The 22,850-nt window shown below is 73.2% G+C and carries 28 protein-coding genes; 14 read left to right on the top strand and 14 right to left on the bottom strand.

Translation table 11 applies throughout. From position 1 onward, the window contains the following. Window positions 1-51 precede the first annotated feature (51 nt). A complete protein-coding gene (locus ACZ51D_RS26185) occupies window positions 52-4,041 on the bottom strand; it encodes a Pls/PosA family non-ribosomal peptide synthetase (RefSeq protein WP_465663674.1) in 3,990 nt (1,329 codons plus the stop codon). Between the two features lie 542 nt (window positions 4,042-4,583). On the opposite strand from ACZ51D_RS26185, the gene ACZ51D_RS26180 reads away from it, so the two are divergent. Beyond that, window positions 4,584-5,177 carry a histone deacetylase gene (locus ACZ51D_RS26180; RefSeq protein WP_465615042.1) on the top strand — a complete coding sequence of 198 codons (594 nt, stop codon included), beginning with the start codon at window positions 4,584-4,586 and terminating at the stop codon, window positions 5,175-5,177. Between the two features lie 78 nt (window positions 5,178-5,255). Here the strand turns inward: ACZ51D_RS26180 and ACZ51D_RS26175 are convergent, their stop codons facing one another. The 3 genes from ACZ51D_RS26175 to ACZ51D_RS26165 all read right to left on the bottom strand — a co-directional run bounded on the left by ACZ51D_RS26175 (window position 5,256) and on the right by ACZ51D_RS26165 (window position 6,905). Beyond that, window positions 5,256-5,774: a SixA phosphatase family protein gene (locus tag ACZ51D_RS26175; protein WP_465615041.1), complete on the bottom strand. Its 519-nt coding sequence runs from the start codon at window positions 5,772-5,774 to the stop codon at window positions 5,256-5,258. 201 nt (window positions 5,775-5,975) lie between these two features. After that, on the bottom strand, window positions 5,976-6,362 hold the full coding sequence (locus ACZ51D_RS26170; RefSeq protein WP_465615040.1) for a DoxX family protein: 387 nt from the start codon (window positions 6,360-6,362) through the stop codon (window positions 5,976-5,978). A gap of 63 nt (window positions 6,363-6,425) precedes the next feature. Beyond that, complete coding sequence (locus ACZ51D_RS26165) at window positions 6,426-6,905, bottom strand: carboxymuconolactone decarboxylase family protein (RefSeq protein WP_465615039.1); 480 nt, start codon at window positions 6,903-6,905, stop codon at window positions 6,426-6,428. 226 nt (window positions 6,906-7,131) lie between these two features. On the opposite strand from ACZ51D_RS26165, the gene sigJ reads away from it, so the two are divergent. Beyond that, window positions 7,132-8,052 carry an RNA polymerase sigma factor SigJ gene (sigJ, locus tag ACZ51D_RS26160; RefSeq protein WP_465663673.1) on the top strand — a complete coding sequence of 307 codons (921 nt, stop codon included), beginning with the start codon at window positions 7,132-7,134 and terminating at the stop codon, window positions 8,050-8,052. Window positions 8,053-8,320: 268 nt separating this feature from the next. Here the strand turns inward: sigJ and ACZ51D_RS26155 are convergent, their stop codons facing one another. Next, window positions 8,321-8,767, bottom strand: coding sequence for an anthrone oxygenase family protein (locus ACZ51D_RS26155; protein ID WP_465615037.1), 447 nt, complete (start codon window positions 8,765-8,767; stop codon window positions 8,321-8,323). Between the two features lie 90 nt (window positions 8,768-8,857). On the opposite strand from ACZ51D_RS26155, the gene ACZ51D_RS26150 reads away from it, so the two are divergent. Beyond that, complete coding sequence (locus tag ACZ51D_RS26150; protein WP_465663672.1) at window positions 8,858-9,436, top strand: TetR/AcrR family transcriptional regulator; 579 nt, start codon at window positions 8,858-8,860, stop codon at window positions 9,434-9,436. A 105-nt stretch (window positions 9,437-9,541) separates the two neighbouring features. Here ACZ51D_RS26150 and ACZ51D_RS26145 read toward each other — a convergent pair whose 3' ends face one another. From ACZ51D_RS26145 to ACZ51D_RS26135, 3 genes are all read right to left on the bottom strand, one after another. Then, window positions 9,542-10,009 carry an NUDIX hydrolase gene (locus ACZ51D_RS26145; protein ID WP_360497689.1) on the bottom strand — a complete coding sequence of 156 codons (468 nt, stop codon included), beginning with the start codon at window positions 10,007-10,009 and terminating at the stop codon, window positions 9,542-9,544. Between the two features lie 75 nt (window positions 10,010-10,084). Beyond that, window positions 10,085-10,333, bottom strand: a complete 249-nt coding sequence (locus ACZ51D_RS26140; protein ID WP_360497692.1) for a hypothetical protein — start codon at window positions 10,331-10,333, stop codon at window positions 10,085-10,087. Continuing rightward, entirely contained in the window at window positions 10,330-10,536 is a 207-nt protein-coding gene (locus ACZ51D_RS26135) for a hypothetical protein (protein ID WP_465663671.1), read from the bottom strand. The genes ACZ51D_RS26140 and ACZ51D_RS26135 overlap by 4 nt, the downstream gene beginning before the upstream one ends. A 118-nt stretch (window positions 10,537-10,654) precedes the next feature. Between ACZ51D_RS26135 and ACZ51D_RS26130 the strand changes: the two genes are divergently transcribed. From ACZ51D_RS26130 to ACZ51D_RS26115, 4 genes are all read left to right on the top strand, one after another. Then, the gene (locus ACZ51D_RS26130) at window positions 10,655-11,494 is read left to right on the top strand and encodes a helix-turn-helix domain-containing protein (protein ID WP_465663670.1); all 840 of its coding nucleotides are present in this window, start codon (window positions 10,655-10,657) and stop codon (window positions 11,492-11,494) included. Next, window positions 11,479-11,688 (top strand): DUF397 domain-containing protein, encoded by a 210-nt coding sequence (locus ACZ51D_RS26125; RefSeq protein ID WP_465663669.1) that lies wholly within the window; start codon window positions 11,479-11,481, stop codon window positions 11,686-11,688. Before ACZ51D_RS26130 ends, ACZ51D_RS26125 begins: the two co-directional genes overlap by 16 nt. Window positions 11,689-11,782: 94 nt before the next feature. Beyond that, a complete protein-coding gene (locus ACZ51D_RS26120) occupies window positions 11,783-12,163 on the top strand; it encodes a nuclear transport factor 2 family protein (RefSeq protein ID WP_465615032.1) in 381 nt (126 codons plus the stop codon). A gap of 18 nt (window positions 12,164-12,181) precedes the next feature. Then, window positions 12,182-12,616: a GNAT family N-acetyltransferase gene (locus tag ACZ51D_RS26115; RefSeq protein WP_465663668.1), complete on the top strand. Its 435-nt coding sequence runs from the start codon at window positions 12,182-12,184 to the stop codon at window positions 12,614-12,616. A gap of 14 nt (window positions 12,617-12,630) precedes the next feature. Here the strand turns inward: ACZ51D_RS26115 and ACZ51D_RS26110 are convergent, their stop codons facing one another. Continuing rightward, the gene (locus tag ACZ51D_RS26110; protein WP_465663667.1) at window positions 12,631-13,065 is read right to left on the bottom strand and encodes a hypothetical protein; all 435 of its coding nucleotides are present in this window, start codon (window positions 13,063-13,065) and stop codon (window positions 12,631-12,633) included. Between the two features lie 231 nt (window positions 13,066-13,296). Here ACZ51D_RS26110 and ACZ51D_RS26105 point away from each other — a divergent pair, with 231 nt between their 5' ends. Then, window positions 13,297-13,551 (top strand): hypothetical protein, encoded by a 255-nt coding sequence (locus ACZ51D_RS26105; RefSeq protein WP_465663666.1) that lies wholly within the window; start codon window positions 13,297-13,299, stop codon window positions 13,549-13,551. 95 nt (window positions 13,552-13,646) lie between these two features. Here the strand turns inward: ACZ51D_RS26105 and ACZ51D_RS26100 are convergent, their stop codons facing one another. The 3 genes from ACZ51D_RS26100 to ACZ51D_RS26090 all read right to left on the bottom strand — a co-directional run bounded on the left by ACZ51D_RS26100 (window position 13,647) and on the right by ACZ51D_RS26090 (window position 15,715). Beyond that, window positions 13,647-13,775, bottom strand: a complete 129-nt coding sequence (locus ACZ51D_RS26100; protein WP_465615028.1) for a hypothetical protein — start codon at window positions 13,773-13,775, stop codon at window positions 13,647-13,649. 74 nt (window positions 13,776-13,849) lie between these two features. After that, window positions 13,850-14,389, bottom strand: a complete 540-nt coding sequence (locus ACZ51D_RS26095) for a GNAT family N-acetyltransferase (protein WP_465663665.1) — start codon at window positions 14,387-14,389, stop codon at window positions 13,850-13,852. 363 nt (window positions 14,390-14,752) lie between these two features. Next, on the bottom strand, window positions 14,753-15,715 hold the full coding sequence (locus ACZ51D_RS26090; RefSeq protein WP_465663664.1) for an ArsR/SmtB family transcription factor: 963 nt from the start codon (window positions 15,713-15,715) through the stop codon (window positions 14,753-14,755). 169 nt (window positions 15,716-15,884) lie between these two features. On the opposite strand from ACZ51D_RS26090, the gene ACZ51D_RS26085 reads away from it, so the two are divergent. Then, window positions 15,885-16,307, top strand: coding sequence for a hypothetical protein (locus ACZ51D_RS26085; protein WP_465663663.1), 423 nt, complete (start codon window positions 15,885-15,887; stop codon window positions 16,305-16,307). A 336-nt stretch (window positions 16,308-16,643) separates the two neighbouring features. On the opposite strand, the gene ACZ51D_RS26080 is transcribed toward ACZ51D_RS26085, so the two are convergent. Beyond that, complete coding sequence (locus ACZ51D_RS26080) at window positions 16,644-17,126, bottom strand: hypothetical protein (RefSeq protein WP_465663662.1); 483 nt, start codon at window positions 17,124-17,126, stop codon at window positions 16,644-16,646. A gap of 343 nt (window positions 17,127-17,469) precedes the next feature. Between ACZ51D_RS26080 and ACZ51D_RS26075 the strand changes: the two genes are divergently transcribed. Further along, a complete protein-coding gene (locus ACZ51D_RS26075) occupies window positions 17,470-17,598 on the top strand; it encodes a hypothetical protein (RefSeq protein ID WP_465615023.1) in 129 nt (42 codons plus the stop codon). 88 nt (window positions 17,599-17,686) lie between these two features. Continuing rightward, window positions 17,687-18,892, top strand: a complete 1,206-nt coding sequence (locus tag ACZ51D_RS26070; RefSeq protein WP_465663661.1) for a PQQ-binding-like beta-propeller repeat protein — start codon at window positions 17,687-17,689, stop codon at window positions 18,890-18,892. A 111-nt stretch (window positions 18,893-19,003) separates the two neighbouring features. Here the strand turns inward: ACZ51D_RS26070 and ACZ51D_RS26065 are convergent, their stop codons facing one another. Continuing rightward, entirely contained in the window at window positions 19,004-19,612 is a 609-nt protein-coding gene (locus ACZ51D_RS26065) for a putative glycolipid-binding domain-containing protein (RefSeq protein ID WP_465615021.1), read from the bottom strand. A gap of 187 nt (window positions 19,613-19,799) precedes the next feature. Here ACZ51D_RS26065 and ACZ51D_RS26060 point away from each other — a divergent pair, with 187 nt between their 5' ends. The 3 genes from ACZ51D_RS26060 (at window position 19,800) to ACZ51D_RS26050 (ending at window position 22,807) form a co-directional block, all read left to right on the top strand. Further along, window positions 19,800-21,080 (top strand): cytochrome P450 family protein, encoded by a 1,281-nt coding sequence (locus ACZ51D_RS26060; protein WP_465663660.1) that lies wholly within the window; start codon window positions 19,800-19,802, stop codon window positions 21,078-21,080. A gap of 208 nt (window positions 21,081-21,288) precedes the next feature. After that, on the top strand, window positions 21,289-22,242 hold the full coding sequence (locus ACZ51D_RS26055; protein WP_360497715.1) for a DUF4331 family protein: 954 nt from the start codon (window positions 21,289-21,291) through the stop codon (window positions 22,240-22,242). A gap of 199 nt (window positions 22,243-22,441) precedes the next feature. Beyond that, window positions 22,442-22,807, top strand: a complete 366-nt coding sequence (locus ACZ51D_RS26050; protein WP_465615018.1) for a hypothetical protein — start codon at window positions 22,442-22,444, stop codon at window positions 22,805-22,807. Window positions 22,808-22,850: the final 43 nt, after the last annotated feature.

The following is a 22,850-nucleotide window of genomic DNA, read 5'->3' as shown; positions in this document are numbered from 1 at the left end:
TTATGACCGTGACCGCACCGCGAACTCATCGGCCGGCGGAAGTGACCTGCCTCACGCCGCCGCCGGGGCCCGCCGTCTGCCGCGTCCGGCCCGGCGCCCGGCGGGCGGGGTGGGGTCGGTGTTCCACGCGGCGACGGGGTTGCCGAGCCAGCGGGTGGCGCCGGGGACGTTCTCGCCGCGCATGACGAGGGAGGCGGGTCCGACGGTGGTGTTGGCGCCGAGGGAGGAGTTGAGCAGGACGATGGTGTGCGGGCCGGTGGTGGAGCCGGCGCCGAGGTGGACGGGGCCCAGGCGCATGACGCGGTCGTGGAAGAGGTGGGTCTGCAGGACGGTGCCGCGGTTGACGCTGGCGCCGGCGTCGACGGTGACGAGGTCGCTTTCGGGCAGCCAGTGGGTCTCGCACCACACCCCGCGTCCGATGCGGGCGCCGAGGCTGCGCAGCCACACGTTCAGGTAGGGGGTGCCGGTGATGGTGGAGCCGCCGAAGGGCATGGCGAGTTCCTCGACGAAGGTGTCGTAGAGCTCGTTGCGCCACACGAAGGAGGACCACAGGGGGTGTTCGGCGACGCGGAAGCGTCCGACGAGCAGCCATTTGGCGGCGGTGGTGACGGCGCAGGCGATGACGGCGGCGCCGGTCAGGACGAGTCCGGCGCCGGCGAGGGCGGTGCCCAGCCCGTAGGCGTCGCGCAGTTCCTGCAGGACGGCGAGGACGAGGTCGCCGAGCAGGGCGGCGAGGACGACGGGCAGCAGGCGGCAGACTTCGACGCCGGCGCGGGCCCACATCAGGCGCCGGGGCGGGTCGTAGGTGCGGCCTTCGGTGCCGGTGTCGGCGACGCGGGGCAGGGCGAAGGCGGGGCGGCCGAGCCAGGAGGTGCCTTCGGGGGCGTGGGCGGGGGTGTCGGACAGGACGCCGACGAGGGAGTTGTCGGGCAGGTGGCGGTCGGGGCCGACGATGCCGGAGTTGCCGACGAAGGAGCGGCGTCCGACGCGGGAGGGGCCGAGGTGGAGCCAGCCGCCGCGCAGTTCGTAGGGGGCGATGAGGGTGTCGTCGGCGAGGAAGGCGCCGTCGTCGACGCGCATCAGGCCGGGCAGGGCGAGCACGGTGGAGGCTTCGACGCGGCGCCCGACGCGGGCGCCGAGCAGGCGCAGCCACACGGGGGTGAAGAGGCTGGCGTAGAAGGGGAAGAGGGTGCGGCGGGCGGTGTCGCTGAGGCGGGTGACGGCCCAGGCGCAGAAGGCGACGCGGCCGCCGGCGGGGTGGAAGCCGGGGCGTAGCGGCAGGGACAGGACCCGGACGAGCAGCGCCATGAGGGCGGCGTGGCACAGGAGGGTGAGGGCGGCGAGGGGGACGGTGGCGGGCAGGAGTTGGACGAGGGCGGCGGTCAGGGTGCGGTCGGTGTCGATCATCGGGTAGACGATGAGCAGCGCGGGCAGCGCGGAGATGATCGGGACGAGGCCGAGGAGGGTGAAGCCGGCGCCGTAGGCGAGGTTCCAGGGGTTCCAGGCGCGGCGGGCCGGGGTTGCGGCGGGGGGCCAGTCGGCGAGGGGTTCGGTGGTGGGGCGGGCCGGGGAGCCGTGCCAGTGTTCGCCGGGCGGGACGGTGCCGGTGACGCAGGAGCCGGGGGCGATCTCGGCGCGGGCGCCGACGCGGGCGCCGGGCATGAGGGTGGCGCGGTGGCCGACGCGGGCGCCTTCGCCGACGTCGATGCGGCCGAGGTGGAGGGTGTCGCCGTCGAGCCACCAGCCGGCGAGGTCGGCTTCGGGTTCGAGGGAGCTGTGGGCGCCGAGGCGGGCGAGGCCGGTGACGGGGGGCAGGGTGTGCAGGCGTACGCCGCGGCCGACGCGGCAGCCGAGGGCGCGGGCGTAGCGCGCGGCCCAGGGGGTGCCGGCGAGGGCGGCGGTGGCGAACATGGCGGTGTAGCGTTCGGCGGCCCACAGCCGCAGGTGGACGTGGCCGCCGCGGGGGTGGCTGCCGGGGCGGATGCCGGCGGTGAGGGCGCGGGCGCCGGTGGCGGCGAGCAGGGTGCGTCCGGGGGCGCTGTAGAGGAGGACGAGGCCGGCGGCGACGGGCCACCAGGAGGTGTGCGGGGCCCAGGCGAGGTGCTTGCCGGTGAGGTTGTCGAGGGCGATCAGGACGAGGATCCAGCGCAGTCCGGCGAGGGTGAACATGGCGAGGAGCACAAGGGTCTGCCACAGGGCGGCGCTGCGGGGGGTGCGGCGTACGGTGCGCCGGTTGTCCGCGGCGGCGGGGGTGGCGTTCTCGGGTGCTGCCGTGAGGGAGTCCAGGTAGGCGGCGAGGTCGCCGAGGACGGGGTGGGCGTACAGGTCGGCGACGGAGACGCCGCCGTGGCGGATGCGCAGGTCGGAGACGAGGCGGGCGGCGGTGAGGCTGGAGCCGCCGAGGGCGAAGAAGTCGTCGGCGCGGCCGGGGGCGGTGCCGAGCAGGCGTTCCCAGTGTCCGGCGAGCCAGCCGGCGGTGCCGTCGAGGGTCTCGGCGGGGCGGTCGGCGGTGCCGGTGGTGGTGGCGAGGGGCCAGGGCAGGGCGCCTCGGTCGACCTTGCCGGAGGTGCGGGTGGGCAGGGAGTCGACGAGTGCGAGGACGGGCACCAGCGGGGCGGGCAGGCGTTCGAGGAGCTGGCGGCGGGCGGCGGCGAGGTCGGGGGTGGTGCCGGGTTGGGCGACGAGGTAGCCGACGAGCAGGTCGGCGCCGGCCGGGGTCTTGCGGACGGCGGCGGCCGCGGCCCTGATGCCCGGCAGGGCCTGCAGGGCGGCGTCGATCTCGCCGAGTTCGATGCGGCGGCCGCCGAGTTTGACCTGGTCGTCGGCGCGGCCGAGGAAGACCAGGCCTTCGGGGTCGTTGCGGACCAGGTCGCCGCTGCGGTAGACGCGGGGTGAGGCGAGGGCGGGGTGGGCGCTGAACTTCTCGGCGTCCTTGGCGGGGTCGAGGTAGCGGGCGGTGCCGACGCCGGTGATGAGCAGTTCGCCGGTCCCGTACCAGGGCACGGGGTGGCCGGCCCGGTCGACGACGGCGATCTCCCAGCCGTCCAGGGGCGCGCCGATGCGTACGGGCTCGCCGGGCAGCATGCGGGCGGCGGTGGCGACGACGGTGGTCTCGGTGGGGCCGTAGGTGTTCCAGAACTCGCGGCCGTCGGTGGCGAGGCGCTCGACGAGTTCGGCGGGGCAGGCCTCGCCGCCGACGATGATCAGGCGCACGCCGTCCAGGCACTCCTGCGGCCACAGGGCGAGCAGGGTGGGGACGGTGGAGATCGCGGTGATGCGGCGCTCCACGAGCCAGGGGCCGAGGTCGGTGCCGGCCTTGACCAGGGAGCGGGGGGCGGGGACCAGGCAGGCGCCGTGGCGCCAGGCCAGCCACATCTCCTCGCAGGAGGCGTCGAAGGCCACCGAGAGGCCGGCGAGGACGCGGTCGCCGGGGCCCAGGGGCCGGGCCTGCAGGAAGAGGCGGGCCTCGGCGTCGGCGAAGGCGGCGGCGCTGCGGTGGGTGACGGCCACGCCCTTGGGGCGGCCGGTGGTGCCGGAGGTGAAGATGATCCAGGCGTCGTCGGCCGGCGTGGGCCAGGCGGGGCGGCCGCCGGGCCGGGCGGCGGGCCCGGCGTACAGGCGGGCGTCGGCGCCGATGACGGCGCAGACGGCGGCGTCCTGCCAGATCATCTCGGCGCGTTCGTCGGGGTCGTCGGCGTCCACCGGCACGTAGGCGGCGCCGCAGCGCAGCACGGCGAGGATGGCGACGTACAGGTCGGCGGTGCCGGAGGGGATGCGCACGCCGACCCGGTCGCCCTGGCCGATGCCGTGGCCGGCCAGCTGCCCGGCGAGGGCGTCGACCTCGTGCAGCAGGGCGCGGTAGCCGAGGACGGTGTCGCCGGTGTCGAGCGCGGGCGCCTCGGGGTGGGCGTCGGCGGTGGCGGCGATGACGTCGAGCAGGCTGCGGGGGTGGGCGGGCTGGGCCACCGGCCAGCCGGACGCGGGGCCCGGGTGCGGGCGGTGCAGCGTGCCGGGGCCGACCGGGTCGTGGCGTGCGTCCATGGGGGTTTGTTTCCTCGGCTCCGTGGTTCTGAGGGCGCGTTCGGGCTGTCGGGGCTGTGTCGGGGGTGACGGGAGGTGACACTGAGGTCACCGGCGGGCGCGCCCACTCACCATGACTCGGCCGGGAGTCCGCTGGATGCAGTGATGGTGCGGTCAAAGGAAATTCTCATCATCGATGCCGCGCGGGGCCGGCAGCGTATGAATCGAATGTCGTTCGGTGCTTTTCGGGCGTTTTCGCTGGTGAAGGGTAGCCGCCGGACGGTGGCGGCGGCGCAACGGGAGAGGACGGAGTGACGAACACCATGGCGTTCGGCACGGTACCGGTAGCGAGCTACCGAATCGGGGGGATTTGGTCGGATCATCATCCTTTTCACCCGATTCACACGTCCGCGCGGAAGGCTTCCACCGCCGTCACAGCGGGCCCGCCCGGTGAGCGAGCCGTGAGCGGGGCCGCCAACGGGGCCGGAAGCGGGCGCGGGGCCGAAAGCGGGCGCGGGGCCGGGCAGGCTCCCGGCCTGAACGGCACAGGCCTCGTCTGGTACGTGGCCTACGGCTCGAACCTGCACGCCGCCCGCCTCACCTGCTACCTGCGCGGAGGCCGCCCGAACGGCGGAACGCGCACCTACCCCGGCTGCCGCGACCACAGCCCCGCACGCCGGTCGGTCGCGACCGCACTGACGGGCACGCTGTACTTCGCCGGGCGGTCACCGACCTGGGGCGGCGGATCGGCCTTCTACGACCCCTCAGTACGCGGCGAAGTCCCGTGCCGGGCCTACCTGTTGACGGCCGGGCAGTTCAGTGACATCGCTGCCCAGGAGATGCGCCGCTCCCCCGGCACCGACCTCGACCTCGACCGGGTACTCGCCCACGGACGCGCCGAACTGGGCCCGGGCCGGTACGAGACCCTGCTGCACGTCGGCCAACTCGACGGGCACCCGCTGCTCACCTTCACCGCCCCCTGGGGCGTGGCCGGCGCCGAACTGGCCGCCCCCGCCGCCGCCTACCTGCGCACCCTCGGCGCGGGGCTGGCCGAGTCCCACACCTGGGGCCCCTGGCGCACCGCCGGCTACCTCGCCACCCGCCCCGGCGCGCAGGGGCACTGGACACCGGGGGCGGTGGCGGCACTGCTGGGGTGACAGGAACCCGGGTGTCAGGCCCGGGCCTCGGGCGTGGCTCTCAGGCGTGGCCTCGGGCGCGGCTCTCAGGCGTGGCTCTCAGGCGTGGGGCGCCCAGAAGGCGACCAACCGGGCGACACCATGCTCGACGCTCTTCCAGTCGCCCTGGAACGTCAGCACCGCGGCGGCGGCCGTCGGAAAGCCGGAGCGGTTCATCCGGGCCGGCAGATCGCCGTCGGCCTCGCCGGCCAGGGCATCGGCCAGCGCGTGGACGCCGGGGTTGTGGCCGACGACGACCAGGTCCTGGACCTCGTCGGAGACCTCGTTGAGGATCGCGATCATCTCCCCGAGGCTCGCCTCGTAAAGGCGGTCCTCGAAGACGCTCCTCGGCCTGACCGGCAGTTCGGCGGAGGCGAGCTTCCAGGTCTCCCGGGTCCGCGTGGCGGTCGAGACGAGCGCGAGGTCGGGGGTGACACCGGTGCCGGCGAGCCAGCGGCCCAGCACCGGCGCGTCCTTGCGGCCCCGCTCGGCGAGGGGACGCTCGTGGTCGTCCGTATCGGACCACTCGGCCTTGGCGTGACGGACCAGGACGATGCGGCGCGGCATTTCCTCGGACATGGGTTCCTCCCTCTCCCCCGCACGGGCCTCCCGTACGGACGCGACAGCCAAGATCGTGGCAGCCCGACCGCGCAACCACCCCGTACCGACCGCCCGTTGGCCGGGACACACCGGCAGGGTTCACCCGTGCGGGTGACGGAGCGCCGGATCCCGGCCAAACCGGTCCGGCCATACGCCTCCGGTCCGGCCGTACGCCCCGGCTCAGTTGAGGAACGGCGCCGGCCCGAAGCGCCCCCACGCCACGAACGCGGCCAGCAGGATGTAGACCGCGTCCACCACCACGAGCCTGTACTCCCGGCGCCGCGCCCGCACCACCGCCGCCCCGGCCATCAGCAGCACCAGCCCGACGGCCGCCAGCGGCACGAACACCGGCGCGACGCCGAGCACGGCGGGCAGGACCAGCCCCACCGCAGCCAGCACCTCCACCGCGCCGATGGCCTTCACACCGCCCGCACTGAAGTCCTCGACCCACCTGCCGCTGCGCCCCGCGGCGGCGATCTTGGCCTTGGGTGCGGCCAGCTTGAAGGCGCCGCCCGCCAGGTAGACGGCGGCCAGCAGTCCGGCGACGATCCACAGTGCGACGTTCACGACGTTCGTTCTCCTTGCCTGCGTACGGGGTTGCGACGGGAGCGGGGCCGGGGCCCGTCCGGGTCAGAGGCGGTGGTGCATGCCGGGCTGGTAGCCGCCGGCGGGCTGGCGGGTCATGACGTTGCCTCGGTTGAAGGCGTTGATCACCGCGATGAGGCTGACCAGCGCGGCGAGCTGCTCCTCGTCGTAGTGCTTGGCGGCGTTCTCCCACACCTCGTCGCCGACCCCGCCCGCCGCGTCGGCGAGCCGGGTGCCCTCCTCCGCCAGCTCCAGGGCGGCCCGCTCGGCGTCGGTGAACACGGTGGCCTCGCGCCACGCCGCCACCAGGTTCAGCCGGGTCGCTTCCTCCCCGGCGTGCACGGCGTCCTTGAAGTGCATGTCGACGCAGTAGCCGCAGCCGTTGATCTGGCTGGCGCGCAGCTTCACCAGCTCCTGGGTGGCGACCGGAAGGGTGGACTCCAGCAGTGCCTGGTTCGCGGCGACGAGATGCTTGAAGACCTTGCCCATGACCGGGCTGGCGAAGGGGTTCAGGCGGGCTTCCATGGTGTGGCTCCTCGGTACGTTGTCCGCTGGTGCCCTTTGAGACAGGGCACCCGGGCGGTCTGTGACACGGCCCGGATGTGACGTGCGCCACCCCGGTGCGGGGCGGTGCCGGGGAGGGAGGGGTTCCATGGCGGGATCGGCGGGATCGGCGGGATCGGCGGGTTCGGCGGGATCAGTGGGTTCGGCAGGATCGGCGGGATCGGCAGGATCGGCGGGTTCGGCGGGCGTGGCGGAGGCGGCCGGATACCGGCCGCTGCTGTTCTCCATCGCCTACGGGATGACGGGCTCGGTCGGCGACGCCGAGGACCTCGTCCAGGACACCTTCCTCGGCCTGACCCGCGCCGACCGGGCCGGCACCGCGGTCGCCGACCCGAAGGCGTACCTGGCCACCACGGTCACCCGCCTGGGCATCAACCACCTGAAGTCGGCCCGGGTGCGGCGCGAGACCTACGTCGGCGAATGGCTGCCCGAGCCGGTGGTCGCCTTCGCGGAGCGCCCCGGCGGCCCGGCCGAGCACGCCGAGCTGGCCGACACCCTGTCGATGGCCTTCCTGCTGATGCTGGAGGCCCTCTCCCCCGTCGAGCGGGCGGTGTTCCTGCTGCGCGAGGCCTTCGGGTACGGCTACCCGGAGGTCGCGGAGATGACCGGCAAGTCCGAGGCGAACTGCCGTCAGATCTTCGCCCGGGCCCGCAAGCACCTGGCACCGGGCGCCGACACCCGGCCCGCCCCGGCGCCCGCCCCGGAGCGGCGCGCGGAGGGCGACGAACTCGCCCGCCGCTTCTTCCAGGTCGCCGAGGGCGGCGACCTGGAAGCGCTGCTGGACCTGCTCGCACCCGACGTCGTCTTCCACGGTGACGGCGGCGGCAAGACCCGGGCGGTCGGCAAGTCGGTCAGCGGCCTGGAGCGCGTCGCCCGCCTGCTGCTGTTCGGCTTCGACCGCAACCGTCAACGCGGCGTCTCCGTGCGGCCCGCGTGGGTCAACGGCCGCCCCGGCGCGGTCATGTTCGACGCCGAGGAGCGCATCACCAGCGTCATCGAGCTCGACATCGCCGACGGCGCGATCCGGGCGCTGCACTCGGTGTCCAACCCCGACAAGCTCGCCCACCTCGGGCCGGTGTCGGACCTCGGCCTGCTGTCGAAGCAGTAGCCGGGCCCGGGAGCAGGAAGTCGGACCGGCCGACTTCCTGCTCCCACTGCTCTCTCCGGTCGGCGTCGGGGCCGATCCCCGGGAAGGATCCCCCCGAAGACCATCATTTTCCTTACCGGAAACGGCAGTTGGCGCCTTGTGCGACCTCCCGGAGCCGCCGTCGCAAGACCATCCCCCCATCGCCCCTGGGGTGAAGCCGAGCACGCGCTGTGCGCGGGCGGTTATGGCCGGCTGACGGCCCGGCGGCTTCCCCCGGCTTCCCGCGGGTTCAGGTGAGGGCGGCGACCAGCAGGGTGAAGGCGGCGATGAGGACGGCGACGCGGGCGTAGTGGAAGCGGTCCCAGCGGTTCATCTGCTCCTTCCAGTCGGCGGGCCGGTTCTCGGGGGTCCACGTCTTGCCCCGGTTGTTGATCGGGACGAGCAGCAGGATCGACATGATCACGCTGAGGACCAGCAGGGCGCCGGCGGTGACGACGAGGCCGGTGCCGTGGTGGTGCCATCCGGCGACGGCCCAGACCGCGACGAGGACGAGCGAGGTGATGTACCAGACCGGCATCACGGCGCCGAGCATCCGACCCCCGTGGGCGCGGCCGAGTTGGCCGCTGTCCTCCGGGAGGGCGTTGAGGATCCGGTTGATGACGAAGGCGACGGAGAACTCCACCCCCACCATCACGCCGACGCCCACGGTGGTGAAGACCTCGAGTGCGTTGAGCATGATGACCCTCCTGCGATCTAGCATTGATAGCTGATGTGGCAACGCTAGTCCTTCTGCCGCTCTCTTGTCTAGCGGTGCTAGGATCGAGCCATGTCGGTACAGGAACGAAAGCAGCGCGAACGGGCGGAGCGCGAACGCCTCATCGTGGCCACGGCCCGCGAACTCGCCGAGCAGCAGGGCTGGGACGCGGTCACCACCCGCCGGCTCGCCGAGCGCATCGAATACAGCCAGCCCGTCCTCTACAGCCACTTCCGCGGCAAGCGCGAAATCATCGGCGCCGTCGCCCTCGAAGGGGCCGCCGACATGGCCGCGGCGGTGCGGGCCGCGGCCCGCGCCGCGGACGGCCCGCGCGCCCGGGTCACCGCCCTCGCCCGCGCCTACCTCGACTTCGCCGCACGCAACCCGGCGGTCTACGACGCCATGTTCCAGCTCGACGGCGGCCTGGCGTTCGCGCAGGAGGACACGCCGGAGCCGCTGAAGGACGCCTTCGCCGCCCTGCTGGAGAGCCTCGGCGAGGTCGCCGGGGACGGCGTCCACCCGGGGCTGTTCACCGAGGCGTTCTGGGCGGCCCTGCACGGGCTGGCGACCCTGACCAGGGCGGGACGGCTGCCGCCGGAGGAGACCGAGCGCAGGACGCAACTACTGGTGGAACGGCTCGCCGTGCTCTGACGCACCGCCCCGGCGGGCACACGGCCGGGCGGGCGGGCGGCAGCGCAGGAAGTCGGCCGGGCCGACTTCCTGCGCGCTGCGGTGCGGTGCGGTGCGCTGCGGGGTTCAGTCGGCGCGCTGGCCGTGGAGGAGGACGGGCAGGGACCGGTTGACGAGGGCCTCGGCGGCGCGGGCGGCCTGGGAGGGGGCCATGAAGTCCGGCAGGTCGTTCGCGGGGACGAAGCGCGCGCCGAGCAGGCCGCTCTTGTTCTGCGGCGGGACGGTCAGGCGCACGCCGTCGGAGACGGTGCCGCCGTCGAAGACCAGGTTGAGACGCTCCAGGTGGCGGTCGGCGGGCGTGAAGTCGACCGCGACGAGAGCGGTGAGACGGACGATCAGGCCGGTCTCGGCGTGCAGGTGCCGGGCGGCGGCCAGATGCGGGGGCTCGTTGGGACGGGCGGCGCCGCCGGGCAGGATCATGCCGTCCATGTAGTCCGGGTCCACCAGCAGGACTTCACCGCGCTGGTTGCGGACGAGGACGAGGCAGCCGAGCCGGCACACGGGCGGCTTGGCGAGCAGACGGGGGTCACGCATCAGGGAGTCCACTTTCTCAAGGCGGCGAGAAGCACGAGAGAGAAGCACGCCCACCACGCGAGGCGGGCGAGGAGTTCAGTCGTCATACGTGAGGCGCTCGTAGCGCAGCCCCTTGCGCAGCAGGTCGAGCAGGCGCAGCAGGTCGAGCGGGCGGGCGACACCGAGGTCGATCAGGTAGGTGCCGGTGAGGCGGCCGTACTCCCAGTCCACCTCGATCGAGGGCCACTTCACCCCGCCGAGGGCGAGGACGGTGGTCAGGTCGTCCAGGACGGCGGCAGCCTGCCGGCGCTGCTCGGCGGTCGCGCGGGAGAGGGCGGAGGTCATCGCGCCGGCTCCCCCGGGCGCGGGTGGACCTCGAAGGCGCGCCACGCGTCGTAGGCGTCGGTGAAGAAGGTGAACCCGGCGAGCTCACCGGTGGGCTGGCGAAGCCACTCGCCGGTCATCTCGTTGCGGACCCGGTAGAGCTGGGTGGCGGGGTCGAAGCGGACGCCGTAGCCGTGGAGGCGGGGGGACTTGTCGTCGGGCATGGCAGGGGAACCCTCTGCGATCGGAGTTTCACGTTCTGTGCATATGGTGGCGCAGCGTCGCCTACGATCGGAAGCGGCTTGCTACTTGCCTTCGGCCTGCCAGAAGTTGAGGACTGCCATGAACAAGAAGAAGGTTGACCCGGAGTCCAGCCCCTGGGCGCCCTTCGGGATCCAGCTCCGCAAGTTCCGAGAGGCAAAGGGCCTCCTCCAAGAGGACCTGGCTCCGCTCCTGGAGTGCTCCCCCTCGCACCTCTCGTACATCGAACTTGCGCACCGACCCCCGAGTCGCAGGCTCGCCGAACTCGCCGACCTCGCGCTCGACACGGACGGCACCCTCCTGCTGATGTGGTTCCAGCTGAAGAGCGCCGCGATCCTGGAGGGCTTCCCGGAGTACGCCCGCTACGAGGGCCTCGCGGATCAGATCAGGATCTTCGAGAACGACTTCGTCAACGGACTTCTGCAGACCCGGGCCTATGCGACCGCGCTCCAGAGGGGCTCTGTCAGGCAAGGTGTTTCGACCGAGAAACTGGCCGAGGAACGCATCGCATTCAGGCTTGCCCGGCAGCAAGTCCTGGAGCGAACCCCTCCTCCCGTCGTGCACGTGGTGTTGGACGAGAGTTGCATCAGGCGGGTCATCGGCGGACGCGACGTCATGGTCGAACAACTTCTCCACCTTGAGCAGCTGTCCACTCGCCCCGACGTGATCATCCAGGTGGCGCCGTTTTCCCTGGGCGAGCACCGGCCGTTCACACACATGGTGGCCCTCCTTACCATGCCAAACCGCAAAGTTCTCGCTTACGGCGAGGTTGAGCAGCGCGGCTACATCGATCGCGACACCAAGTCGGTTGCCGCAGTGGTCAAGAGCTACGATCGACTCGCCATCGACTCCCTTGGCCGGGCCGAGTCGCTAGCTTTCATCCGTGCGGCAAGAAGGGATCTGGAGTGGATGTCGACCTGACGGACGCTTGCTGGCGGAGGAGTTCGTACAGCGGCGCGAACGGCGGCCAGTGCATTGAGGTCGCCGACGGCTTCGTCGGCGCCATGCCCGTCCGTGACTCCAAGGACCCTTCCGGCCCGGCCCTCGTCTTCTCGTCCTCCGGCTGGCAGTCCTTCGTCACCGCCGTCCGCACCGGCGAGTTCGACGCCCGCTGATCGCGCCTACCACATCAGCGACTTGGGCACGCCAACTACGACCCAGTACGAGTGCGGACCGTGATCGGACTGCTACGTTCCGTCCATGGATTTCATGAGCGTTGCGAACGCGTTCGTCCAGCACTACTACACGTCCTTCGACGGCGGTGACGCCGCCCGCAAGGGCCTGGCGGGCCTCTACCGCCCCGAGTCGATGCTGACCTGGGAGGGTGCCCAGGTCCAGGGGCAGCAGAACATCATCGCCACGATCGCCAAGCCCGAACTGACCAATGTCAAGCACAACATCACCACCACCGACTCCCAGCCCTCCCCGGGCGCTGGCGTCCTGGTCGCGGTGACCGGCACCGTCATCGTCGACAACGCCGGTGACAAGCCCCTGCAGTTCGCCGAGACCTTCCACTTGCAGCCGATCCCCGGCCAGCCTGGCGGCTTCTTCATCTACAACCAGGTCTTCCGCCTCCTCCTCGGGCTCTGACACGCCGACCCCGGTCCGGTGTTGCGGCTGCGTGAACTGGTCGACGGTGACGCCGAGTCCGTGCGCCGCGTCTACAACGGCGGCTCCGTCACGGACATGTGGTTCGGCCCGATGACCGGCGACCAGGCCCTCGCCTACGTCCACGAGGCCGCGACCGTCCCTGCCCTCCTCGTGCGCGGCATCGACGTGGGCAGGGACCTGCTCGGCATCGTCCGGCTCCGACTCGACGCCGACCGCAGCACCGGCCGGCTCAGCTACCTGGTACGCGAGGACGCCCGGGGCAACGGCTACGCCACCGCCGCCGTACGGCAGTTCCTCACCGGCGGCATTCCCCCGCACGTGCTCGCCGAGCACCGGACGGCCAACCCCGCCTCCGGGCGGGTCCTCGCCAAGGCCGGGTTCGTCGTCACCTGCGCGACCGCCGACCTCGTCCACTGCGAACTGCGCCGCTGAACCGGCCCCCGGCCCTACCAGGCGGCGCGCCGGTCCTGACGCTCGGTGGAGAACCCGGCCGGAATCGCCGTCCCCTCGTGCCACAGCAGGCCGGGGCTGGGCGGGAACTCCTCGGTGGCGGGCGTCGGCGGGTGGAGGCGCCGGTGTCCGGGCAGCGGCACCTCCCGCAGTTCGCCGTCGCGCATCATCCACAGCCCCCAGCAGTCGTCCTCCTCATCGTGGATCAGCACCTGCACGCTCGCCGGGTACGGCCACGCCAGCGATTCGAGGTGCCGCAGCAGCCCCGTCCGCGGGCGCATCCGGTTGAACTCGATGACCCACGCTTCGGAGAACAGGCCGAGCTGTTCGAAGCAGCCGTCCCACGTGCGGGAGTCGTCCGGCTGCGTCAGCGGCCCCATCACGTCCTCCGCGTGCACTGCCAGGACGATGACCTGCGCGATTCTGCTCATGCAGCAGTATCGGCGCGGTCCCTATGCCGACGGCAAGGGGATTTCCCTCTGTTCGACAATGCCCCGGACCCGTCCGCCACCGTTCGGATGATCTTCGGCGAGGCGCCTTGTAGCGGCGCTCGGCCGCGCGGACTGCCGGCCGGGTGGCGGGCCGGCTCGCGTTGATCGGACGTCTACCCCCGACGGCTCTACTACGGGCACCGATTCAACCGAGACCCGTGAAGGACCATCGTGATCAAGCGTGTAGTAGTCGGCGTGGCGGCAGCCGCGCTGTTCGGCCTCGGCACCGGTGTGGCGCTCGCCAACACGGGCGCGGACAGCACCGCACAGCCGACCGCCCTAGCCACCCAAGTCGTCCCGGCGGCGCAGGACACCGAGGACTCCTGGTCCTGGGTCAATGCGAGCGCCTGGATCGGCCACTCCGGGCACGAGCAGCTGGTGACCGCAGCGGGCTGGCTCGACAAGCCCCGTGAGCACGACATGTAGTCACAACACGGCGTTCAGCACGGATTTCAGCACACATGCCCCGCCGGCACTGCGTTGCCGGCGGGGCATCGTCGTCGCCTCGGACGGTCCGAGGGCTACGCCTCGGTCTGCTCCGAGTCGCCCGGCTCATCGGCGGGCCGGCTCGGGGTGTCCACGGAGTCGATGTCGGGCTCGACCTCGTCGACCGGTGCGACACGGGTTGAAACGCGGCCTGGATCCACCATGGTGGTCCTCCTGTGGTGATCGCGCGTGAGTGCGCTGGGTGTTCGCCGTGGAACCCGGTTGGTTCCCGGCGGGTTCATGAGGGGCGGCGCAGCTGCCCGCTCGACATCCCGAACAGCAGGAGGTCGGCGTGGGTGCCGCGCTGCTCCACGTACTGGTGCTCCCGGCCCCGCTGTTGGAAGCCGACGCGTCGCAGGAGCTTCGCGGACGCCGTGTTGCGGACGTCGCAGGCGGCCGTGATCCGTTGCACGCCGGTGGCGAAGAGGCGGTCCGCCACGGCGGTCATCGCTTCGGTCGCGTAGCCCCGGTGGTGCATGTCCGGGGCCAGGGTGATGCCCATGACGGCCTGGTCGCGGCCGGTCTCGATCGCGACGGCGAGGTCGCCGATCAGGCCGGGGCGCCGGGCCAGCTCGATCGCGTACTGGAAGCGGCCGGGACCGTCGGGGCTCTCCGTGAGGTAGCCGGCGACGATCTCCTGCGCCTGCGCCTGATCGATCGGCGAACGCCAGGTCTGGTAGCGGGCGATGCGGGGATCGGAGCGGTAGCGGGCCAGGGTCGGCGCGTCGTCACGGCTGAACCGCCGTAGCCGCAGGCGACGCGTCACGAGGTCGGTCATCCGTCCTTTCCCTCGCGGGTCGGTTCTCGAAAACCGGTACCCCGGCCGGTACTGCGGCCGGCACTGCGGCCCGTCATGTGCAGCTGACAGGGCTGCCGGCGCAGGCCTCGGGGGCCGCCGGGCCGGCGGCTTCCACCGCGACGCGCGGGGCCGCACCTGCGGAGGCCGGCGTGCCCGCGACACCGAGCACCACGACCGCCGCCACACCGACCACTGCTCGAACTACCCGCCTGATCACGAGGATCCTCCCGACCGCGAACGGAACACTGACCCCCTCAGTGGGCCAGCCGCCGGTAGACAGCCGATCAACAGCCGGTGGGCACAGCGGCCGTCGGATCCTCTTCCCGGTGCCGGGTCGCGGGGTCAGGCCGGGGCGCCGCCGAGCCCAGGGCCCCGGCCCGGGCTCGCTCCGAGCCGCTGGTACAGGACGTGGTGGGAGTGGCGCCGGCGGGTGACGAGCCCGGCCCGGTGCAGGATCTGCAGGTGGTAGGAGACGGTCGCCGGGCTCAGGTACAGCCGCCGGGCGAGTTCCGCGGTGGAGCGGGGCGCGCCGAGTTCGGCGAGGATCCTCGCCCTGGTCGCGCCGATGAGCCGGTGTTCGCCCGACGGGGCGAGGCAGGCGGCCGGGGCCGCGGGATAGACGATCAGCGGAGTGCGCGGGGCGGGTGCGCCCGGTGGTTCCCCGGCGCAGAAGATGGCCTGGTCGGCGAAGACGCTGGGCACCAGGATCACGGCGTCGGCGTCCAGCGTCAGGCCGTGGGGGCTGCCGGGGCGCAGGCCGACGGTCAGTTCGCCGTCGCGCCACTGCAGGTTCGGGGCCAGGTGGTTCAGGGTGTCGGCGAGCCCGTGGTGGGCGACGGCGGTGGCGCGGGCGCTGACGTCCGCCTCCAGCCGGGCTCGGATGCCGGGCCATGACGGTGCCAGTGCCGTGTGCCAGAACTGTGCCATCTCGTCGGCGAGATGGTGCGCGAAGTGCTGTTCTCCGCGTTCGAGGGCCCGTCGGAGCGGTCGGGTGGAGCGCTGGTCCGGGTCGGGGTCCCACGGGTGGCCGTGGATGGCCAACGCCAGCTCGTAGCCGATCCGTTCCGCCGGGGTGGTGGCGACGTCGTGCAGCGCCACGTCGAGGCCTGTCTGGAAGCCCTGCGACTCGGGCCGCAGGAAGTCCGGGGCGTAGCCGCAGGGGCCGCCGCCGCCCACCGCGCCCAGCAGCCCGAGCCGCTGGTGTGACAGCGCCTGCCTGGTCCGGGCCCGCCACTCGGCGCTGAGCGTGTGCGGGGTCCGTCGGAGGGCGTAGAGCAGGTCCTTCGCGGAGTCCAGCGGAGACACCGCGAACCTGACAGCCCCCAGGCCGCCGACACCGAGCCGGACGCGTATCACGGGCAGCCCCCTCCCCCACCGGGAATCGAAATCCATCGAATCATTCGACCGGCCCGACCGGTCCGGGATTTCCTGGATCCACCGCGCAAACCCGTGGCTGTCGAAGGGACTCACGAACGTGATCGCTCGCAGGACACTCGCAGCGGCGGCCGTCGCCGCCGCCACCCTCTCCACCCTCGCGCTCGGCGCCGGCAGCGCCAACGCCGTCACCTCCGGCACGTACTGCGGCGCGACCCAGCAGGTCGCCGGGGACGTCTACGCCCAGGCGTGCATCAATGTCAGCGGCTACTCGGTCTACCCGTCGCTGCACGTCACCAACCACGGCAACCACACGATCACCGGCGTGGTCTGGGTCAACCACAACGGCGGCTACGAGGACTACGCCACCTGTTACGGCATGACCGCGAGCGACCCGGGCTCCTGGTGCGGCGCGGGCTGGGACGGGATCGGCGCGGGCGGCTACGCCCAGGCCCAGGGCCAGCTGGTCATCGACGGCAACTGGTCCGGCAAGGTCTTCTCTCCCTCCGAGTACATCGGCTGATCAGTTGATCGGCTGACCGGCTGGTCGGCCCGGTACCCGGCGCCGCAGACCCGATCACGTGGTGGGGCGAGGCCCGCCCTACCGGTGACGAGGCGGCTCGACCCGACCGAGGAGCAGCGGGCGCAACCGAAAGCCGCTGTTGCCTGTCCCCCACACGGTCGGGGCGGCCGTCGGCGTGGGCGGCCGTCCGCGTGGGCGGCTCGGCTCCCCCGGCCCGCCGTACGCCGGCGGGCCTTGGCACGCCGCGTCGACCGGGGGCACCCCTGGGTGAGGATCCGCTGATGGCACGTCGGACGAGGGGCTGGGGGCGGCCAGGGGTTCGGCGGGGCGCGGCTGTCATCCCCGTGCGGGGTCGCCCAGGCGGCGGTGCCACCAGTATTCGGCGCGCCAGAGGCGCCGGTGGGCGAAGGGGTCGGGCAGGGTGCGGCGGTGGAGCGCCACGTCCAGGGGCCTGACGAGGCGGGCGAGTTCGGTGCGGGGGCGGGGCGGCAGTCGTTCCAGGACGGCGTCCAGCACGTCGCGGGCGTGCCGGACGTCGTCGAAGGCGCAGCCCGGGCACGAGGGGCACATCGACTCCTGCGGGTAGAGCGGGCGCCGGCCCGGTGGGTGCAGGAATGTGCGGTAGCGCCGTAGTGCCCGGTCGGTGGCGCCGGGGTGGAGGTAGAAGCTGTCGCAGCGCTCCTCGAGGCGGTGGACGGCCAGGCTGGTGCGGGTGGAGAGTCCGTGGATGCGCGGCGGTGGGGCGCAGTCCCGGGAGCGGGGGGACGGGCCTCGGGTTGTTCCTTCGGCGCGCAGGGCGCGCGGCCGGTTACGCGGCATGGGCCTTTCGGCAGGTGGTCATGGGGGTCATGGGGGTCATGATGCCAGGCCGGGGTGTCCGGTCGCACGCGTTTGGGCTTGGGCCGGTTGAGTGGGAAGTCGGCCCGGCCGACTTCCCGCTCCCCTTCCCCTCTGGCATGCGCATGGTGAACCGGAGTGCAGGGAGGGGCCGTTGAGCGGATGGGGGTGCGCGTCGCGTCCCCTGCCGTTCCACGACCTCCGGAGGATCCCGTGTCCGCTGCCCCCGTTCCGTCCGGGCGACCGGCCTGCTGCTGGCCGCCGGCCTGATCTCCGCCGTCGGCCTCACCGCCGCCACCACCAGCGCCTCCAGAGCAACGAGAAGGTGACGCTGTTCGGGATCCGCCCGAACGGCCACGAGTTCAAGATCGCCACCGACTCCTTCGACGACGCCGACGGCGAGCACGTCCGGACCCTCGGCACCCCCGACCGCAACGACTGGACCGCCTCCTAGTCGCCCCTCCGCACAACCGCACAACTGCCCGACCGCCCGACCGCCCGACCGCCCGGCCTGCGGGAACCGCAGGTCCGTACCCGAAGTCATGATCGATGTGAAGACCGACGCCATGCAGAACGAACCGTCCCCGTCCGCGACTCCTCCCCGGATCGACCGCAGGAGGCTGCTGCTCAGCGCCGCCGGAGGCCTCGGCGCGCTCGCCGTCGCCGGCGGGATCGGCTGGTGGGCGCGCCGGGACGACGCGCGCGGCCCGCGGCTGTGGAGCTCGCCCGGCATGGGCGGGCGGGTCGTGCTGCCCGCCGGGGAGCAGCAGGGGCTGTTCGCCTCGGGGTACGACGGCAGTGTGCGCTCGCTCGATCCGCGGACCGACGCGGTGCGCTGGAGCCGGGTGGTCGGGGCGGCCGCGCCCGTCGACCACTTGGGCGTCTGGCAGTTGGACACCTCGGGCGGGTGGCGGCTGGCCGCGGGGGACGGCGTGGTGTGCGTGGTCTCCACGAGCGGTGTGCACGTGCTCGACGCGGCGTCGGGCGAGTTGCGCTGGGAGGCGGCGCTGCCGGACTGGGCCGAGGACGCGTGGGACCAGGATCCGGTGGTCGGCGGCGGCCGGGTGTTCGCGGCCCACGGGTCCTCGCTGCGCTGCTACGACGCGGCCACCGGCGCGGTGCGCTGGAGCAGTGACCCGGGCGCGTCGGGGGTCCTGGCGCTGGCCGGGGACACCGTGTACGCGGCGGGCCGGTACGGCGGGCTGCTCGCGTTCGACGCGGGCACCGGTGAGCGGCGCTGGGCGCAGGACGCGGTCGGTGGCCTAGGTGACCGTCCGGTCGTCGACCGGGGCGCCGTCTACGTCAAGCAGAACGGTCCGGCGCAGAATTCCGCGGCCGTCTTCGCGCTGGACGCGGCGACCGGTCAGGTGCGGTGGCAGCGCGGGCGGCTGCCCGTGGCGGGCCCGCTGTCGGTCGCCGACCGGACGGTCTGCCTGCTCGGCGGGAACCGGCTGACGGTGCTGGACGCGGACACCGGCGACACCCGCTGGACGGCCGGCGTGCCCGTGGGCCTGGGGCGCGGGATGAGTTCGATGACCGCCGCCGACGGCACCGCCTACGTGGGGACGAACGACGACCGGCTGTTCGCGTTCGACCTCGCGACGGGGCGGCCGCGCTGGCGGGACGAGCCGGAGCGGCTCAAGGGGGACACCGAGTACACCAGGGTGTTCCTGGCCGCGGCCGGTTCGGCGGTCTTCCGGGGCAGCCGCACCGGCCTGCACGCCCTGGGGGCGCTGCCGTCGGCCTGACGGCCCGGGCGCTTGGGGCGCAGGCGCAGGCGCGGGGGCGGAGGGGGCGCAGGTGCGGGGAGTGGGAAGTCGGCCGGGCCGACTTCCCGCGTCCGGTGGGGGCGGCCGGCGTCAGGCGATGCGGTGGGCCAGGCCCGGGTAGTCGACGACGAGGCCGTCCGGGTCCAGCAGCAGGTCGGCGTGGTAGTCGCCTGACGTGTAGCGGACGGTGGCGCCACCGTCCTCGTGGCGGCGCAGGTGGGTGTAGGTCTGGTGGGAGGGGAGGACCGCGAGGTCCGGTACGCGGATCCAGGCCATCAGGAGGCTCTGCTCGCCCGGGCCCCGGTGGAGGGCGTGGCGCAGGACGGGCGGGGTGTTGGTGAGCGGGGACAGGCCCAGGTCGCAGTCGAGGGCGCCGGCGAGGTCGGGGCGTTGGCGCCCGTCGACGCTCCAGCGGCCGGTGGCCTCCTCGCGGCGCAGGTCGAGGGTGCGCACGGCGCCGGACGTGTGGGCGGTGACGTGCATGCGGCGGGTGGTGAAGTCCTCGCCGGTCTCGAGTTCGTAGGTGAGCCAGTACGGCGCGGGCTCGGCGGCGGCGACGCGCCCGCGGGCGGTCAGGGCGGTGGGGCCGAGGTCGACCCAGGCGGTCTCCAGGCCCGCGCTCTCGACGACCCGCCAGGTGGGCGTCGCGGCACGGCTGTCGGTACGGCTGTCGGCGGGGGCGTCGGTGCGGCTGTCCATTCGTGCACGGTACGCCGGGCCGGCGGCCGCTGCCGCCCTGGGCCTGCGTCACCTCTCGCGTCGCGCAGGCCCTCTCGACGCGGGCGCGCCCGGGGCCGCATCCTCGTCCGGGGGCGCGGCCGCGCGGCCACGCGTCGTCACCGCACCCGTCACCGCACCCGTCACCGCACCCGTGGAGGAGCCCCCCGTGGACCGTCTCGTCCTGGACCCGACCGGCCGTGACCGCGACGCCGAGACCGCCGAGCTGCACGCGCGCGGTCCGGCCACGCCCGTCGACATCCTGGGGGTGCGGGCCTGGGCGGTGGCCGACCCGGCCCTGCTGGAGGAGCTGCTCAAGGACCCCCGGGTCTCCAAGGACCCCCTGCTGCACTGGCCGGCCTTCGCCGAGGTGGTCCCCACCTGGCCGCTGGCGCTGTGGGTGAGCGCCCGCAACATGTTCACCGCGCACGGCGCGGACCACCGCCGCCTGCGCCGCCTGGTGGGCACCGCGTTCACCGCCCGCCGGATCAGCGCCATGACCGCACGCGTCGGGCAGCTGACGGACGCCCTGCTGGACGACCTTGCGACGGCCGGCCCGGACACCGTGGTGGACCTGCGCGAACGCCTCGCCTACCCGCTGCCCATCCGGGTCATCGCCGAACTCCTCGGCCTGCCCGACGACTTGAAGGACCGGTTCCGCACCACCGTCGACCGGGTCTTCGACACCACCCTCACTCCCGAGGAGTCCGGGGCCAACACGGTGGCGTTCTACACCATGCTGGACGAGCTGATCGCCGCCAAGCGCCGCGAGCCGGGCGAGGACATGACCTCCCTGCTGATCGCCGCCCGCGACACCGACAGCGAGAACGGCGACAGCGGGAACGGCGAGAGCGGCGGCGAGGGCGGCGAGGGCGACGGCAGTGCCCTGACCGAGGAGGAACTGCGCGACACCCTGCTGCTGGTCGTCTCGGCCGGCTACGAGACCACCGTCAACCTCATCGACAACGGCATCGCCGCCCTGCTCACCCACCCCGAGCAGCTCGCCCTGGTCCGCGCGGGCAAGGCCGGCTGGGGCGACGTCGTCGAGGAGGCGCTGCGCCGCGACGCCCCCGTGGCGCACCTGCCGCTGCGCTACGCCGTGGAGGACATCGAGCTGCCCGGCGGGACGACCATCCCCCGGGGCGAGGCGATCCTCGCCTCCTACGCCGCCGCCGGACGCCACCCCGCCCGCTACGGCGACAGCGGCGCGGACTTCGACGTCACCCGCCCGGCCAAGGACCACCTCGCCTTCGGCCACGGCCCGCACTTCTGCATCGGCGCCCCGCTGGCCCGCGTGGAGGGGCAGACCGCGCTGCGCAAGCTCTTCGAACGCTTCCCCGACCTCGCCCTCGCGCCGGGCACCGAGCTGCGGCCCGTCGAGTCGATGATCTCCAACGGGCACCACGCCCTGCCGGTCCTGCTCGGCGAGCAGGCACCGCCGGCCCTCTAGAACGGCCCTCCGGAGCGGCCCTCCGGAGCGGCCGTCCGGGGCTGCGCTAGTCCGCGCGGAGCAGCGGGCGGGCCGGGGGCGGGCGGGCGTGTTAGCAATGGCCGCAGGGGTGGGGCCATCCGTACGAAGCACCCGACGCACGCACGTACACACGCCAGCACGCACACGCGTTCACGCGCACGTGCGCAGTCGAAGCGGGAGACCCGTCTTGTCGCACCATCTCAGCGGACCGAACCTGCGCTCGCCCGACGGCGACGCGCGCCTGGACCTGACCGACCTGTTCGCCTTCGCCTCGCCGCAGGCGGGCCGGACCGTGCTGATCATGAACGTCAACCCGGTCGCGCCGACCGGCGGGCAGGCCTTCCACCCGGAGGCGGTGTACCGGATCAACATCGACACCGACGGCGACAACCGGGCCGATCTCGCCTTCAGCTTCACCTTCTCCGAACCGGTCGGCGGTGCGCAGACCATGACGGTGCGGCGCGCCACCGGCGAGGGGGCGCGCGGGCACGAGGCGACGGGCGAGCCGCTGGTGTCGGGTGCGCCGGTGAGCTTCACGGACACCCCGGCGGTGGTGGAGGCGGGCCCGTACCGGGTGAGCGCGGGGCTGCGCAGCGACCCGTTCTTCGCGGACCTGGACGGCATCGTGCACGAGTTCCGGTGGACGGGGGTGGACTGGGGCGCGGACAAGAACGTGTTCGGGATCGTGTTGGAGGCGCCCGAGGCGGAGTTCGGCGACGCGCCGCAGATCGGGGTGTGGGCGCGGGTGAGCGTGCGCAAGGACGGGCGGCTGGTGTCGGTGGACCGGGGGGCGCACCCGTCGCTGACGGCGTACTTCAACGAGGAGGACGTCAAGGACGCGTACAACGCGGGTGAGCCCGCCGAGGACTGGCAGACCTACCGTGCGCCGTGGACGGCCAAGCTGCAGCACTTCGGCGGGTACACCACGGAGGCGGCCGAGGCGCAGCTGCGGCTCGTGCTGCCGGACATCCTGCGCTACGACCGCACCCGTGCGGCCGGCTATCCGAACGGGCGCACGCTGAGCGACGACGTCACCTCGGCGCGGCTGTCGATGCTCACCGACGGCACGGTGCCCACCGATCACATCGGCCCGCACACCGACCTGCTGCCCGCGTTCCCGTACCTGGGCCACCCGCACTGACGCACCCCGCGCTGACGTACCCCGCGCTGACGCACCTCGCGCTGTGCAGGCGTCGCCGAGTACGCCGGTCAGGGGCGTGTGGCAAGGCGGCGCGCCCCTGTCAGATGTCAGGGACCGCCGCGGCCGGTGCGTTCCTAGGCTGACGGGCACCGGTCCGGTCGATCGCCGGGCCCCGCACCAGCCAAGGGAGAACCACCCCATGCGCAGGATCACCCACGCCCTGGCCGCCCTCGGTCTCGCCACCGCCGCCCTGACCGCGATGGGCACCGGCAGCGCCGGCGCCGCGGACGGCTCCTGGGCGAACTGCCCGTCCGGCGCGGTCTGCGTCTACCCGCAGAACCAGGACCCGGCCGTCTCCCCCACCGACGTGTACTGGAGCTACGGCGCCCACAACCTGAGCAACCAGTACGGCAACCACTGGGTGCTGAACAACCAGACCGGCGGCGCGCACGCGCACCTGTGCCGCGGTTCGGGCGGCGGGGACTGCGTCTACGACATCGCGGCCCAGCGGGGCGTCTACTACGACCTGGGTCCGATCAACTCGATCACTCTCGACCGCCCCTGACGGGCGGTCATCCGAGCGTCACCGCAAGCCGGGGGTGCCCGCC

It is taken from the genome of Kitasatospora sp. NPDC033851 (genome assembly GCF_055576085.1).
This window is presented reverse-complemented; position numbering and strand designations above follow the sequence as displayed.